Below are 14,528 nucleotides of genomic sequence, written 5' to 3' on the forward strand. Positions count from 1 at the left end.
CAATGACTTGACATGTCATCACGTACCGACGAACCGTCAAGCGATCATGGATTCGACCCCGAGCAGCGCCGGCCCGCGCCCCTGCGGTCAGGCCTCCCCCAGCGACTCCTTCAGCGCCTTCGTCAGCACCTTCGTCAGCTTCTCGAACCGCAGGTCAGGGCGCAGCGGGACGCCGAAACGCTCGTCGCCGTACGGGAACGGCGTGAAGACCCCGGTCCGGCGGAAGCCGCGCCGCTCGTACCACGCGATCAGGTCGGCGCGCTGCTCGATCACGGTCATCTCCAGCTCGCCCACACCCCACTCCTCGCCGGCCAGCCGCTCGGCCTCGGTGAGCACGGCCCGGCCGAGGCCGCCGCCCTGGAGCCCGGGGCGCACCGAGAACATGCCGAAGTACGCACGGTCCCCGCGGTGCTCCAGCTGGCAGCAGGCGACCAGCTGGCCGTCCCGCTCGGCGACCAGCAGCACCCCGTCGGAGCGGCCGATGACCGCGGCGACGCCCTCGGCGTCGGTGCGCTGGCCCTCCAGCAGGTCCGCCTCGGTGGTCCAGCCGGCCCGGCTGGCGTCGCCGCGGTAGGCGGACTCGACCAGTTCGACCAGCGCCGGTACGTCGGCGAGCGTGGCGGGGCGGAAGGCGGGCTGCCCGGTGGGCCGGGCGTGGCTGGGGATGGTCTCGGACATGGCGGGTCCTCATTCTGCGTGCGGTGGAACCGCCCGCCGCTCGTGCCTGCGGCGTGGCGCGGGCCGTCCCTGGTGACCGGCCTGCGGGCATCGTGCCACAGCCCGCGAACCGGCCCCGAGCCGCAGGACCTGCGGCGACGGCCCCCGCGGGCCCGCCCGGCGGGAGCGCGGGCCCGGCCGCCGTCCACCCCGAGCCCGGCTCCGCCGTCGCGGCCTACGCGCCGCGCCCCGGTGTCAGCGGATGACGGGCAGGACCGGCGTGGTGCCGCGACCGGCTGCCGCCTCGATGAAGGCCGCCGGGTCGGCGACCTCGGCGAGCAGGGTGCGGGTGAAGTGCAGGGCGCCGTCGGACGGCAACGGGCCGCCGATCGTCGCGATCAGGTCGAGCAGGTGGACGGTCGCCTCCATCAGCGCCACCTCGCCGAGCGCGCCGACCGTCACCGAGCCGAGCAGCGGGTGGGCCACCGCGGCGGTGGGCGGCAGGTCGGCGATGCCGGCCAGGGCCGCCGGGCCCTCGGCCCCGAAGCGGGCGACCAGCACGGCCGGTTCGGCAGCCGCGGCGGTCTGCTTCGCCGCCTCGGCGACCTGCCCGGCGGCGGTGTGCGCGATCCCGCCCGGCCGGTTGTAGGCCTGCAGGATGCCGACCCCGGTGGTCACCTCGGCCGGGCCGTCCACCAGGGCCCCGCGCAGCCCGGCGAACATCTCCGGCACCGGCGCCACGTGGGCGTACAGATCCCGGACGGTCCAGCCGGGCAGCCGGGTGGCGAGCCCCCACGACGCATCGTCCAGGGCCGCGCCGCGTTCCGCCCAGGAGACCCAGGCTTCGGCCAACAGGGCGGGCACCTCACCGGTCTGACGCGTCATCGGTCCTCCTCGGAGCACATGGCAACTGAGTTGTCACCTTACCGGTCGCCGGGCGGACCGGCGGATCAGACCCGGGCGCCGAGCATCCGCAGCACCAACTCGCCGTAGCGGCGGCCGAGTTCATCAGGCGTCTCGGTGGAGCGGTCGGTGAACCAGCGGGAGACGTCGATGCCCAGCGAGGTGACCGCGCGGGCCGCCGTCCGGACTTCGGACACCTGGAAGGCGCCGGCCGCCACGCCCGCCTCGATCAGCGCGCTGACCTCGCGCTCGATGTCCAGCCGCAGCGCCGCGACCACCGCGTAGGCGTCCTCGGGCAGCGCGTGCAGCTCGTAGTTGACCACCCGGCCGACCGTGCGGGCCCGGGCGTGCCAGGTGGTGAACTCCTCGACCAGCCGGCGCATCCGGTCCACCGGGCCGCCCTCACCGGCCGCCGCCGCCCGGACCAGTTCCAGCGTGGCCGCGTGCCCGGCCTGGCTGATCTCGGCCAGCAGCGCGGCCTTGGACTGGTAGTGGATGTACAGCGCCGCCGGGCTCATCCCGGCGGCGGTGGCGATGTCCCGGGTGGTGGTGGCGTGGAAACCGCGCTCCGCGAAGGATTCGACGGCCGCCTGGAGCAGCCGGTACGCCGCCTCGGGGCGGGAGTCGGCGCCGCCGGGCAGGGTGCGCCAGAGGTCGGCGATGGGCGTGCTGGTCATGGCGCCATCCTCCCAGAGAACTCGTACACACATTCCCGCCGCCCGGTCGACGGACTGTTGACAGGCTCCCGCACCGACATCATGCTGAGCAAGCGCTTAGTCAGCCGGTGGACCGGCACACCCGCCGACCGGGCATCCCCGCCGAACCGGCGCCTGCGCCCACCCGGCACCCCCGTCGAACGTTCCGCGCGAAAGGCAGGACCCTCCGTGGCGTACTCCTTCAAGGGCCGGGTGGCCGTCGTCACCGGATCGAGCCGGGGCATCGGCCTCGGCATCGCACGCGAGCTGGTCGCCCGCGGCGCCAAGGTCTGCCTGACCGCCCGCAACCCCGAGCCGCTCGCCGAGGCCGTCCACGACCTGGGCGGGCCGGAGAACGCCATCGCCGTCGCCGGCAGGACCGACGACCCGGTCCACCAGGAGGAGGCCGTCGCCCGCACCCTGGAGGCCTTCGGCCGGCTCGACCACCTGGTCAACAACACCGGCATCAACCCCCTCTACGGCCCGGTCCTCGACGCCGACGAGGCCGCCGCCGCCAAGATCCTCGCCGTCAACGTGCTGGCCCCGCTGGCCTGGACCCGCCGCGCGCACGCCGCCTGGATGGGCGAGCACGGCGGCTCGGTGGTCAACGTGGCCTCCGTCGCGGGCATCCGCTCCTCGCTCGGGATCGGCATGTACGGGGTCAGCAAGGCCGCGCTGATCCGGCTCACCACCGAACTCGCCGCCGAACTGGGCGGCCAGGGCATCCGGGTCAACGCCGTCGCCCCCGCCGTGGTCAAGACCAGGTTCGCCGAGGCCCTGTACGAGGGCCGGGAGGAGCAGGTCGCCGCCGCCTACCCGCTCGGCCGGCTCGGCGTGCCCGAGGACGTCGCGGGCGCGGTCGCCTTCCTGCTCTCCGCGGACGCCGCCTGGATCACCGGCCAGACCCTGGTCGTGGACGGCGGCGTCACCCTCGGCGGCGGCCTGTGAGCGGCACGGCGGACCCGGAGGCACCGGCGACGGACGCAGCGGACCAGGAGGCGCCGGCGACGGACTTCGCCGGCCAGGGCGTGGTGGTGACCGGCGGCGGGCGCGGTATCGGCGCCGCCCTGGCCCGGACCTTCGCCGCGGCCGGCGCCCGGGTGGTGGTCAACGACCTGGACGCCGAGGCCGCCCACGCCGTCGCCAGGGGCTGCGGCGGCACCGCCGCCCCCGGGGACGCCGCCTCCCCCGAGGGGCTGGCCGCCCTGGTCGGGCAGGCCCGGGCCGCGCTCGGCGAGATCGACGTGTGGTGCGCCAACGCGGGCGTCGCCCCGGTCGGCGGGGCCGACGCGCCCGCCGCGGCCTGGGCGAGCGCCTGGGAGGTCAACGTCCTCGCCCACGTCCGGGCCGCCGAACTGCTGCTCCCCCGTTGGCTGGAGCGCGGCGGGGGCCGCTTCCTCGCCACGGTCTCCGCCGCCGGGCTGCTCACCATGTTGGGATCGGCCCCGTACGCGGTCACCAAGCACGGCGCGCTCGCCTTCGCCGAGTGGCTCTCCGCGACGTACCGCCACCGCGGCGTCCGGGTGCACGCGCTCTGCCCGCAGGGTGTGCGCACCGACATGCTCGCCTCGACCGGAGCGGTCGGCGAGGCGCTGCTCGCACCCACCGCGCTGGACCCGGAGGACGTCGCCGAGGCGGCGCTGGCCGGGCTGCGCGAGGGCCGCTTCCTGATCCTGCCGCACCCCGAGACCGCCGAGTACTACCGGGTCCGGGCCACCGAACCGGACCGCTGGATCAACGGGATGAACCGGCTCCAGCAGGGGCTGGAGAGGAGCGAGGCGCTGTGAGGGCCTGGCAGGTGGAGCAGTTCGGCGAGCCGGGCGAGGTGATGCGGCTGGCCGACGACGTGGCGCGGCCGGTGGCCGGGCCGGGGCAGCTGCTGGTCCGGGTGCGGGCCGCCGCGGTCAACTTCCCGGACGCGCTGATGGTGCGCGGCCAGTACCAGGTCCGCCCGCCGCTGCCGTTCACGCCCGGCGTGGAGCTGTGCGGCGAGGTGGCGGACGGCGCGCGGCGGGGCGAGCGGCTGATCGGCAACCCGGTGCTGCCGCACGGCGCCTTCGCCGAGTACGCCCTGCTGGACGCGGCGGCCGCCTTCCCCGCGCCCGGGGCGCTGGACGACGCCGAGGCGGCCGCGCTGCACATCGGCTACCAGACCGCGTGGTTCGCCCTGCACCGCCGGGCCCGGCTGGCGGCCGGCGAGACGCTGCTGGTGCACGCGGCGGCGGGCGGCGTGGGCAGCGCGGCGGTCCAGCTGGGCCGGGCCGCCGGGGCCCGGGTGGTCGCCGTGGTCGGCGGCCCCGCCAAGGCGCAGGCGGCCCGGGCGCTCGGCGCCGACCTGGTGGTGGACCGGACGGCCGGGGACTTCGTCGCCGCCGTCAAGGAGTTCACCGGCGGGCGCGGCGCGGACGTGGTCTTCGACCCGGTCGGCGGGGACGCCTACACCGGCTCCACCAAGTGCGTCGCCTTCGAGGGCCGGATCGTGGTGGTCGGCTTCGCCGCCGGCCGGATCCCTGCGCCGGCGCTCAACCACGCGCTGGTGAAGAACTACGCCATCCTCGGCCTGCACTGGGGCCTCTACAACACCCACGACCCGCAGGCCGTCCGCGCCGCCCATGACGAGCTGACCCGGCTCGCCGACCGGGGCGCGGTCCGCCCGCTGGTGAGCGCCCGGGTGCCGCTCGCCGGGGCCGCCGACGCCGTCGAGCTCGTCGCCGCCGGGCGCAGCACCGGCCGGATCGCCGTCCTGGGGGACTGACGACCGGCGGCGGTTCAGGTGCTGCGGCGGGCGGACTCGTGTTCCTGGGCCGGGCGGAGCCAAGGCCGGCAGGGCCCCGGCACTGCGCGGAACGCGCAGGCCGCCGTAGGGCCCTGCGCGTTCCCGCCCTCCGTCCGTACTCGTCAGGAGGGCGGCGCTGCCCCCCCCGGCAGCGGGGGGGTCCCGTCACGGGGGGACGATCTGGAGGGCGGTGTCGCGGGTGGCGTTGCGCCAGCCGAACGCGTAGACGGTGCTGCTGTCGGCGCTCACCGCCGTGTCGCTGACGCTGTCCAGGGTGAAGGGGACCGTCTCGGTCGGCACCGGAGCGTAGGTGGCGGCGTCGAAGGCCACCAGCGCGACCGCCCGCGGATCGCGGTCATACCGAACGGTGCGCAGACGGGTCCCGTTCGGGCTGACGGAGACACCGGTGAGTCCGGCGGAGGCGACCGGCGCGAGCGTGACGGGTGCCTGCGCGGCGTCGGTGGCGGGGTCGACGGGGAAGACCTGGTTGGCGGCGCTGTCGGCGACGGCGAACAGGTGGGTGCCGTCGGGGGTGAACGCCGCCTGACGGATCGCCTGCCGGAGGTTCGACACCGAGCCGACCACGGTCGGCGCGGCCCCGGGGGCGCCCGAGATGTCGAGGTGCACCAGCCCGGACCCGGCGGCGACGTAGGCGTCGCGACCGCCGGGCCGCAGGGCGATCGACTGCGCGTAACTGCCGGGCAGCGCGACCTCGCCGGTGAACGCGTTCTGCGCGGTCGAGAAGGTCAGCACTCGTCCGGGAGTCTCGGCGGGCACCCCGGGCGGGGGGATCGGCGGCACGTTGTAGCCCGTCGCGCCGGCCTGGGTGACGTAGACCGTCGCGCCGTCGGCGCTGAGCGCGATGTCGTGCGTACGGCCGGTGAGCCAGGCGGCGGGCTTGTTCTGCGGCGGCAGCGGTGCGGCGGCGAGGAGGGTGCCGGTCGTGGTGTCGACCACGTTCATGACGAGACCGCTCACGACGTACACGCGCCTGCCGTCAGGGCTGATCACGGTCTGGTGGTAGTCGCTCTCGGCGTTGGCCAGCGGGATCTGCGCGGTGACGGTGTCCGTCCCGGTGTCGACGGTCTTGAGCGCGCCGTCGGCCGTGACGTAGACCTTGTCCCCGGCCGGGCTGACCGCCATCCCGGAGACCAGGGTCCCGACCGGGACGGTGACCACCCCCGCCACTGCCACTGCCCCCGCCACTGCCGGCGCCCTGTCGGCGGCGACGGCGGTCCCGCCGCCAGAGGCCAGGAGCAGCACGCAGGCGGCCAGCGATGCTCCACAACGTCCGTATACAGCAAGTGAGTTCATGGCGTTCCTCTCCAACTCGGACTGATGCCGGACAGGTTATTGCGGGAGCTTGAGGGAGGGTGCGAGTTTCCCGACTGTTCGTCTTCGCTCCCCGGCGGTCAGTACGCCTAACGCTCGTACACCATCTCCGGGAAGCGCGCCGAGGGCCCGTCCAGCAGGTGGTCGTCGTGTCCGCGCAGCCAGCGGTCGAGGAAGGACGCGACGTAGGAGCGGGTGGCGAGCACCGCCCGGTCGGGGCGGATGTCGCCGACGTCGGCGCTGAGCCGCTCCGGGGTGATCGCGCCCTGCCGGGCGAGCTGGGGCAGCAGGGACTGCGCGTCGGTGTAGGAGCCGTGCCGGGAGCCGTTCAGCGTGACGTCGGCGTGCCAGCCGGTGCTGTGCTGCCAGAGGGCGTCCCAGCCGGGCTGCCGGTGGTAGTCCCCGGAGTCCTCGTTGCGGGTGCCCATCAGCAGGAACGGGCGGTCCAGGCCGTCCTGGGCGACGCTGGGCAGGTCCACCCCGGTGTGGCCGTCCGGCCCGGGGAAGTGCAGTTGGCCGTCCAGGTTGACTCCGGCCGCGATGCGCGGGTCGTCGTGCATGGTCTGGAGGGCGGTGAAGCCGCCCGCCGAGTGGCCGACCATGCCGATCCGGTCGAGGTCCAGCGAGGCGGCGAGGCCGACCGGCAGCCGTGGGTCCAGGCGCAGGCCGCCGAGTTCGTCCAGTACGAAGCGGGTGTCGTCCACCCTGGTCTGCATCGACTTGCGCAGCACCGCGCCGATGTCCAGGCCGGGCTGTCCGACCAGCGCGGGGAACAAGGAGGTGGCCAGGTTCCCGTCGGGGAAGGCGACTTCGGAGGCCTCGTAGGTGTGGTCCAGCGTCACCACGACGTAGCCGCGCGAGGCCAGGTCCTCGACCAGGCCGGTGCCCCAGGTGCGCGGGTCGCCGAGGCCGGCCGAGTACAGCACCACCGGGCGCGGGCCGCCGGGCAGGGCGGGGGCGTCCGGTCGGGCGTGGGTGCGGATGCCGGCCCAGTCTGTGCGGCCGGGTGTGGCGCCGTGGTTCGCCTGGCCGATGCTGCCCTCGGTGCCGAAGTGTTCGCCGGCGGCGGGATCCATGTAGCGGGCGCGGTCGGCGCCGGTGGCCGGGCGGGCGGTCGGGTACCAGAGGCTGATCATCAGCTCGCGGCGCTGCCCGGGCTTCCAGGGGTCCTCCCGCCCGGTGTCGGTCAGGTGCAGCGTGGTGGTGCCGATCGGGTACGGCCCGGTGGGCTCCGGCAGCCAGGCCCGGGCCTGGCGCTCGCCACCGCCGTCCGCCCCCGGCGCCGGTGCTGCCGCCACCGCCCCGGGGGCGCCGGCCACTCCGAGCACCGCCGTCGCCGCCAGAAGTACCGCCGCCACGGCCCGTCCCCGCCCGCCCATGATGTCTCTCCTCGTCCCCGTTGATCTGCCAGCCCACAAGGCTGCTGACCTGCTGGCCTGCTGGCCTGCTGATCAGGACAGTACGGGCGGGGGCGGACCACGGCCGTCATACCCAGGAGCCAACCTGCCCCTGAGTACTCCGGTATGACACCCCTACGGGTGCCGCCGCAGCTCGCGCCGGGCCAGCGAGCGCTTGTGCACCTCGTCCGGTCCGTCGGCCAGCCGCAGGGTGCGGTTGCCGGCCCAGAGCTGCGCGAGCGGGGTGTCCTGGCTGACACCCGCGGCGCCGTGCGCCTGGACGGCCTTGTCGAGGATCCATTCGACGGTGCGCGGGGTGGCGATCTTGATCGCCTGGATCTCGGTGTGCGCGCCCCGGTTGCCGACGGTGTCCATCAGCCAGGCGGTCTTGAGCACCAGCAGCCGCAACTGCTCGATCCTGACCCGGGATTCGGCGATCCAGTCCTGCACCACGCCCTGCTCGGCGAGCGGCCGGCCGAAGGCGACCCGCCCGTTCACCCGGCGGCACATCAGCTCCAGGGCGCGCTCGGCGATGCCGATCGCGCGCATGCAGTGGTGGATCCGGCCGGGGCCGAGCCGGGCCTGCGCGATGGCGAAGCCCGCGCCCTCCTCCCCGATCAGGTTCCCGACCGGGACGCGGACGTCCTCGAACAGCACCTCGGCGTGGCCGCCGTGGTCCGCGTCGTCGTAGCCGAAGACCGTCATGCCGCGCCTGACGGTGACGCCGGGGGTGTCGCGCGGGACGAGCACCATGCTCTGCTGGCGGTGCGGTTCGGCGGCCGGGTCGGTCTTGCCCATCACGATGAGGATCCGGCACTGCGGGTTCATCGCCCCGGTGATGTACCACTTGCGGCCGTTGACGACGTACTCGTCGCCGTCGCGCTCGATCCGGGTGGCGATGTTGGTGGCGTCCGAGGAGGCGACCTCGGGCTCGGTCATCGCGAAGGCGGAGCGGATCTCGGCGTCCAGCAGCGGGCGCAGCCAGCGCTCGCGCTGCTCGGCGGTACCGAACTGGGCGAGCAGTTCCATGTTGCCGGTGTCGGGGGCCGCGCAGTTGAACGCGGGCGGGGCCAAGTGCGGGCTGCGGCCGGTGATTTCGGCGAGCGGGGCGTACTGGAGGTTGGTCAGGCCGGCGCCGCGCTCCCCGGGGAGGAAGAGATTCCACAGGCCCTGTTTGCGCGCCTCGGCCTGGAGTTCGGCGACCACGGGCGGGATGCTCCAGGCCTCGCGGGCCGGGTCGGCCAGCTGCTGCGCGAGGGCCGCCTCCGCCGGGTGCACGTGCTGGTCCATGAAGGCCAGCAGCTGCTCGCGGAGTTCGTTGGTGCGGGCGTCGTAGGCGAAGTCCATCGGTCAGTGCTCCTTGAGGGTGCTCAGGCCGTACCGGGCGAGGATCGGGGCCATCTCGCCGGCCCGCTCGAAGCCCGCGCCGAGCGTGCCGCCCTGCTGGTAGCGGTAGTGGATGCCCTCGGCGACGACGGCGAGTTTGAAGGAGGCGAAGGCGACGTACCAGTCCAGGTCGGCGGCCTGCCGGCCGGTCAACTCGGCGTAGTACGCGACGAGTTCGTCCGGCTTCGGGAAGCCGGGGGCGGTCGCGGCGGAGGGGATGATGCCGCCGCCGACGCCGGCGACCTCGGTGTACATCACCAGCAGGCCGACATCGGTGAGCGGGTCGCCGAGGGTGGACATCTCCCAGTCCAGCACGGCGGTGATCGCGTCGCCGTCGCCGACCAGGACATTGTCCAGCCGGTAGTCGCCGTGCACCAGGGCGGGCGCCGGGGAGATCGGCCGCCGCTCGGCGAGCAGGGCGTGCAGCCGCTCCACCTCGGGCAGTTCGCGGCTGCGGGAGTTCGCCAACTGGGTTGACCAGCGGCGCAGTTGGCGCTCCAGGTAGCCGTCGGGGCGGCCGAAGTCGGCGAGGCCGACGTCGGCCGGGTCGATCCGGTGCAGGGCGGCGAGGGTGTCGACCAGCCGCCGCCCGAGCGCGTGGACGCGCTGCTCGCCGAGGGCGGCGATCGGGGCGAGGGCCCGGTGCGCGACGCCGGGGACGAACTCCATCAGGTACCAGGGGGCGCCGAGCACGTCCGTGCCGGGATCGAGCAGCAGGGTGCGCGGGACGGGCACGTCGGTGTCGCGCAGGGCGGTCATGACGCGGTACTCGCGGCCCATGTCGTGCGCGGTGGCCAGGACGTGCCCGAGCGGCGGGCGGCGCAGCACCCAGCGGCCGGTGCCGTGGGTGCCGTCGGTGAGGACGTACGTGAGGTTGGAGCGACCCCCCTCGACGAGGTCGGCCCGCAGCGGGCCCTGGACGAGGCCGGGCAGCTCCCGGTCCAGGTGGGCGCGGAGGCGGGCCAGGTCCAGCCCGGGCGGCTCGGCGGGGGTCTCGGGCATCGGGCGGCTCCTCGGGGTCCTCGGGGTGTGGCCTCGTTGACTAAGCGCTTGCTTAGCATTCAGCCGGACGCCGCCCGCTGTCAATGCCGCCCCGCACGCAACGAGCCCCCGGACCAAGCGGTCCGGGGGCTCGCGGGTGAGGCCCCGTTGCGGGGAGGCCGACGCCCCGGAACGTCCGGTACCGGCCGACTGCTGGCAGCCGGCCGGTACCGAATGGGGGTGAATGGGAGGTGAGGGGATCAGGGGGTGGTGAGGGCGAACCAGAAGTCGAAGCTCTCCAGCAGCCCCGCGAGGGTGTTCAGCGGGTCGATGGTGCCGGAGTCGACCGTCAGGTCCTTGCTGTCCACGAGCGCGGCCACTTCCTTCTGCACGTCCTTGGCGAGGGCGAGTTGGTTGAGACCGGTACGGGTGAGGGTGTACGAGGCATCGGCGCCGGTGCTGGTGTCGGCGGTGTAGACGAGGACGCCGTTTCGCAGCTGGACGGTGCACTGCGCGGGGTCTCCGGCGTTCCCGCCGGCGATGGTGAGGGCGATGGTGAGCGGGTTGTTCGCGGCGTCGGGGCCGTTGAGGCGGATGCCGAGGTAGTCGAAGACCATGTCCTGGGGCATGGCGGCGATCACGTCGTCCGTGATGATCTCGGGTGCGGGCAGCGCGCCGGTGTTCCCGGCGCTGGCGTCGGGGTTGCGCAGTTCCGCGGCTCCGGCGAGGTAGAAGTTGCGCCAGGGGCCGCTTTCGGCGAGGTAGCCGAGCTGCTCCAGCGCATCGGCCTCCAGCTTCCGGGCATCGATGTTGGCCGGGTCCGCGAAGACCACGTGGCTGAGCAGTTCGGCGACCCACCGGTAGTCGTCGGCGGTCGTCGCGTTCCCGTAGGCGGTCTGCGCCGCCTTCACAATGGTGTCGGCGCCGAACGTGTCCGTGTAGCGCTTGCCGACCTCCTCGGGGGGCAGGCCGTGCAGGTGGGCCGCGTTGCCGTCGAACCAGCCGAGGTAGCGCTGGTAGACGGCCTTGATGTCGTGGTTGGTGGTGCCGTAGTAGCCGCGGTTGAACCACTGGCCGGCCAGGCTCTGGGGCAGCTGCTGGTCGAGGTCCTCGGCGATCTCGTGCATGGTCCGGCCGTGGTTGGCCAGGCGCAGGGTCTGGTCGTGCAGGAAGCGGTAGAGGTCGGCCTGGCTGGTGAGGAAGTCGACGATCTCGTTGCCGTCCTCGCTCTTCCAGCGGGGCCAGAAGTGGCTGGCGAACAGGGAGGTGGCGTCGCCCCCGTAGAGAGTGGCGGACTCGGTGAGGTAGTTCGACCACTCCTTGGCGTCGCGGACCTGGGCGCCGCGCAGGCTGTAGAGGTTGTGCAGGGTGGGCGTGGCGTTCTCCGCCATGCACAGCGACTTGACGTCGGGGAGGTAGAAGTTCATCTCCGCCGGCGCCTCGGTGCCGGGCGTGAGCTGGAACTCGAACTGGATCCCGGCCAGGGTGCAGGGGACGCCCGCGAGGATCTGGGTGTCCTCGTCGGTGACACTGGCGACGACGGTGTGGGTCGGGGCGAGCAGGCCGGTGGTCCCCGACGACATCGTCTTGCCGAGTCCCGCGTCGATCTGCTGGTCCGCGCCCTTGTGGAGCAGTGATCCGTACATGAAGGTGGCGCGGCGGCTCATCGCGTTGCCCGCGTACACGTTCTCGCTGACGGCGTGCTCCAGGAAGCCGTCCGGCGCGACGATCTTGACGTCGGCATCGGGGGTGCCGCCCGCGAACAGGCCCCGGACGCCGCCGTAGTGGTCGGTGTGGGAGTGGCTGAAGATGACGGCCTTGATGGTGCGCGCACCGCGCTCGCCGAGGTAGAGGTCGAGGGCGGCCTTCGCACACTCCTCGCTGATCAGGGGGTCCAGGACGACTATGTCGCTGCTCTGCTGGGTCGGGTCCTCCATGAAGGTGATATTGGACAAGTCCATGCCGCGGACCTGGTAGACGGCGTCCTTCACCACCTCGTACAGGCCGGCGTTCATGTTCAGCACGGCATTGCGCCACAGGCTCGGGTTGGCCGTGTCCGGCGCGGGGGTCTGCTCGGACAGGAACGCCGCGTAGGGGGCCAGGTTCCAGGCATAGGGCTGGCCGCCGGGGCCGGGGCCCGGAACGGGGTCGTTCGGGTCCAGGGCCACCAGCAGGCCCTGCTTCGCGAAGTCCGCCTCGGCATCCTGGCCGGGCGACGGGAGCGCGACGTCGGCATTCAGCTGTGCGGTCAGCGGGGTCGCCGGCTGCGGTTCGTCGTACGGGGCGGGAAGAGCGGAGTCGGGCATGGACGCTTCCTCTCGGTGGTGGGGCGAAGCAGCGGCCTGCGGGCGAGCGCGCACGGCGCATCGCCCGCCGGGGGCTGCGGAATCCCGGGACGGTGGAAGGCCAGGGGTCGCGACGACTCCCCCAGCGCGTCCCGGCAGGGTTCAGAAAGTACGCAGCCCTCCCCCGCACCGGCAGGGAATCGCCAAGAGCCGGCACCTGCGCCTCCCAGAACCGGACAACCCGTCAGACCGGGGTTTCGGAGAGCTCCGGGCAAGCGCCGCACGGGGCATCCGTCACCGCCGCCCCGCGGCCGGACACCACACGGGAGGTCGGGACGAGCGGACGCACCGGCGAACGGAATCGAACACGAGCGTGCAGGATCACGGGCCGCGAGCGGAGCACGGTCCACGCAGCCCATCCGGCCGGATCCCGCCGGTGGCCTGATCAGGTACGGCGCCCGGTAGCGACAGCACGCGACCGAGTGACAGTCCGTAGCGGTCTGATCACGACTTTCACGATCACGGACCGGCGCAGTCTCGTCGCCGGACGTGACCGCGACATGGCCGAAGACGTCCCCCGCACTCACCCCCGAGTCCGAGGACATCTCCAACAACGCGAGCCGCGCGCCGGCCTCGACAACCGCGCAGAGAACAGTCCCGCGCCCGTCTGCGCCGACCCGGCCACAGCGCCCCTCGGATATGGCCCGATCAAAGACCCGGCCGGTACCGGACCCGGCCACCGGACCACCGGGCGCCCGCCCCGTACCGCAGCCGCTCCGCCGGACCGCCACAATGACGCCATGAGGATGATCCACACCCTGGCCGGCGCCCTGCTGCTCCTGCTCATCGTCGGCAGCATCCTGCGCACGCTGGTCGTCCCGCGCGGGCTGTACTCGGCGCTGGTCAGCCGGCTCTGGCGGGTGCTGCGGACCGTGCTCCGGCTCTACGCGACGCCGTTCCGCAGCTACTACGCGCAGGACCGGGCGCTGACCTGGCTGGCGCCACTGATCCTGCTCGGCATGCTCGGGGTGTGGCTCAGCGGCATGCTGCTCGCCTACACCCTGCTGTTGCACGGCACGTCCGACCTCAGCTGGTCGGTGGCCATCCGCGAGTCCGGATCCAGCCTCTTCACCCTCGGCTACGCCAGCGGCGAGCGCCTGCAACTCTCGGCGATCGACTTCATGGCCGCCGCCAGCGGGCCGCTGGTGATCGCCCTTCAGATCGCCTACCTGCCCACCCTCTACGCCGCCTACCAGCGGCGGGAGACCGAGGTGACCCTGCTCCAGTCCCGGGCCGGCGAGCCCGCCTGGGGCCCGGAACTGCTCGCCCGGCAGTCCCTCGTCGACACCGAGACCGCCCTCCCCCAGCTCTACCGGGACTGGGAGCGGCTCGCCGCCGACATCGGCGAGAGCCACTCCAACTACCCGGTGCTGCTGTCCTTCCGCTCCCCGCAGCCGAACCGCAGCTGGGTGGTCGGCCTGATCGCGGTGCTCGACGCGGCCGCCCTCCACCTGGCGCTCTGCCCGCGCTCGGCCCCGCCCGAGGCCCGCCTGGTGCTGCGCGCGGGCTTCACCGCGCTGCGCGACATCGGCCGCTCGGTGCGGATCGACTTCGACCCGGACCCGGACCCGGACGTCCCGATCCGCCTGACCTACACCGAGTACATCGGCGCCGTCGCCATGATCACGTCCGCCGGCTTCCCCCGCGAGCGCCCGGTCGACGAGGCCTGGCAGCACTTCCACGGCTGGCGCGTCAACTACGAGGCGCTGGCCTACGAACTCGCCCGCCGCGGCGACGCCGTCCCCGCCCTGTGGACCGGCCCGCGCGACTTCCACGCCCCCGTCATCCCCCCGGCCCGCCCCACCGACCGCCGCCCGGGCCCGACCAACCCCACCCTCCCCGCAGCCTGACCCGACGACCGCGTGGCACCGCACGGCCGTATGGCACTGCGACCGAGCCGGATCGAACCATCAGAAGCGCCAGGACGGAGTTCCCCGATTGACATCCTCCCCGCCCTAAAGGACGGGGATTCCTAGCTCACTTCGCCTGGCCGTCAGCGACGGGCAGGGCTTACAAGATCAGCACTAGCCGGGTCGAGACCAGCCCGGACGAGCAT

At 73.6% G+C, this 14,528-nt stretch carries 12 protein-coding genes; 4 read left to right on the forward strand and 8 right to left on the reverse strand.

Going from position 1 to position 14,528, the window contains the following annotated elements; all coding sequences use genetic code 11:
* Positions 1-87: 87 nt before the first annotated feature.
* From ACFV6I_RS16210 to ACFV6I_RS16220, 3 genes are all read right to left on the reverse strand, one after another.
* Positions 88-678: a GNAT family N-acetyltransferase gene (locus ACFV6I_RS16210; protein ID WP_380425803.1), complete on the reverse strand. Its 591-nt coding sequence runs from the start codon at positions 676-678 to the stop codon at positions 88-90.
* A 234-nt stretch (positions 679-912) separates the two neighbouring features.
* Positions 913-1,542, reverse strand: a complete 630-nt coding sequence (locus tag ACFV6I_RS16215; protein ID WP_380425805.1) for a maleylpyruvate isomerase N-terminal domain-containing protein — start codon at positions 1,540-1,542, stop codon at positions 913-915.
* A 65-nt stretch (positions 1,543-1,607) separates the two neighbouring features.
* Positions 1,608-2,237, reverse strand: coding sequence for a TetR/AcrR family transcriptional regulator (locus tag ACFV6I_RS16220; RefSeq protein ID WP_380371475.1), 630 nt, complete (start codon positions 2,235-2,237; stop codon positions 1,608-1,610).
* A gap of 207 nt (positions 2,238-2,444) precedes the next feature.
* On the opposite strand from ACFV6I_RS16220, the gene ACFV6I_RS16225 reads away from it, so the two are divergent.
* The 3 genes from ACFV6I_RS16225 to ACFV6I_RS16235 all read left to right on the forward strand — a co-directional run bounded on the left by ACFV6I_RS16225 (position 2,445) and on the right by ACFV6I_RS16235 (position 5,010).
* Positions 2,445-3,203, forward strand: a complete 759-nt coding sequence (locus ACFV6I_RS16225; protein WP_063346131.1) for an SDR family oxidoreductase — start codon at positions 2,445-2,447, stop codon at positions 3,201-3,203.
* A gap of 80 nt (positions 3,204-3,283) precedes the next feature.
* A complete protein-coding gene (locus tag ACFV6I_RS16230; protein WP_380425817.1) occupies positions 3,284-4,042 on the forward strand; it encodes an SDR family oxidoreductase in 759 nt (252 codons plus the stop codon).
* Positions 4,039-5,010: an NADPH:quinone oxidoreductase family protein gene (locus ACFV6I_RS16235; RefSeq protein WP_380425807.1), complete on the forward strand. Its 972-nt coding sequence runs from the start codon at positions 4,039-4,041 to the stop codon at positions 5,008-5,010. Before ACFV6I_RS16230 ends, ACFV6I_RS16235 begins: the two co-directional genes overlap by 4 nt.
* A 186-nt stretch (positions 5,011-5,196) precedes the next feature.
* Here the strand turns inward: ACFV6I_RS16235 and ACFV6I_RS16240 are convergent, their stop codons facing one another.
* The 5 genes from ACFV6I_RS16240 to ACFV6I_RS16260 form a co-directional block, all read right to left on the reverse strand.
* Entirely contained in the window at positions 5,197-6,225 is a 1,029-nt protein-coding gene (locus tag ACFV6I_RS16240; protein ID WP_380425809.1) for a YncE family protein, read from the reverse strand.
* A 227-nt stretch (positions 6,226-6,452) separates the two neighbouring features.
* Positions 6,453-7,742 (reverse strand): alpha/beta hydrolase family protein, encoded by a 1,290-nt coding sequence (locus tag ACFV6I_RS16245; RefSeq protein WP_380425811.1) that lies wholly within the window; start codon positions 7,740-7,742, stop codon positions 6,453-6,455.
* A gap of 153 nt (positions 7,743-7,895) precedes the next feature.
* Positions 7,896-9,107 (reverse strand): acyl-CoA dehydrogenase family protein, encoded by a 1,212-nt coding sequence (locus ACFV6I_RS16250; protein WP_380343113.1) that lies wholly within the window; start codon positions 9,105-9,107, stop codon positions 7,896-7,898.
* 3 nt (positions 9,108-9,110) lie between these two features.
* Positions 9,111-10,148, reverse strand: coding sequence for a phosphotransferase family protein (locus ACFV6I_RS16255; RefSeq protein WP_380425813.1), 1,038 nt, complete (start codon positions 10,146-10,148; stop codon positions 9,111-9,113).
* Positions 10,149-10,387: 239 nt separating this feature from the next.
* Positions 10,388-12,433: an alkyl/aryl-sulfatase gene (locus ACFV6I_RS16260; RefSeq protein ID WP_380425815.1), complete on the reverse strand. Its 2,046-nt coding sequence runs from the start codon at positions 12,431-12,433 to the stop codon at positions 10,388-10,390.
* A 779-nt stretch (positions 12,434-13,212) separates the two neighbouring features.
* Between ACFV6I_RS16260 and ACFV6I_RS16265 the strand changes: the two genes are divergently transcribed.
* Complete coding sequence (locus ACFV6I_RS16265) at positions 13,213-14,322, forward strand: hypothetical protein (RefSeq protein ID WP_063346137.1); 1,110 nt, start codon at positions 13,213-13,215, stop codon at positions 14,320-14,322.
* Positions 14,323-14,528 lie beyond the last annotated feature (206 nt).

The organism is Kitasatospora sp. NPDC059803, from assembly GCF_042732255.1.
Taxonomy (GTDB): domain Bacteria; phylum Actinomycetota; class Actinomycetes; order Streptomycetales; family Streptomycetaceae; genus Kitasatospora.

Bases quoted from the DNA above. Each gene is read 5' to 3' on its own strand.
- ACFV6I_RS16210 (WP_380425803.1), bottom strand. From the start codon at position 678: ATGTCCGAGACCATCCCCAGCCACGCCCGGCCCACCGGGCAGCCCGCC.
- ACFV6I_RS16215 (WP_380425805.1), bottom strand. From the start codon at position 1,542: ATGACGCGTCAGACCGGTGAGGTGCCCGCCCTGTTGGCCGAAGCCTGG.
- ACFV6I_RS16265 (WP_063346137.1), top strand. From the start codon at position 13,213: ATGAGGATGATCCACACCCTGGCCGGCGCCCTGCTGCTCCTGCTCATC.
- ACFV6I_RS16250 (WP_380343113.1), bottom strand. From the start codon at position 9,107: ATGGACTTCGCCTACGACGCCCGCACCAACGAACTCCGCGAGCAGCTG.
- ACFV6I_RS16260 (WP_380425815.1), bottom strand. From the start codon at position 12,433: ATGCCCGACTCCGCTCTTCCCGCCCCGTACGACGAACCGCAGCCGGCG.
- ACFV6I_RS16220 (WP_380371475.1), bottom strand. From the start codon at position 2,237: ATGACCAGCACGCCCATCGCCGACCTCTGGCGCACCCTGCCCGGCGGC.
- ACFV6I_RS16255 (WP_380425813.1), bottom strand. From the start codon at position 10,148: ATGCCCGAGACCCCCGCCGAGCCGCCCGGGCTGGACCTGGCCCGCCTC.
- ACFV6I_RS16245 (WP_380425811.1), bottom strand. From the start codon at position 7,742: ATGGGCGGGCGGGGACGGGCCGTGGCGGCGGTACTTCTGGCGGCGACG.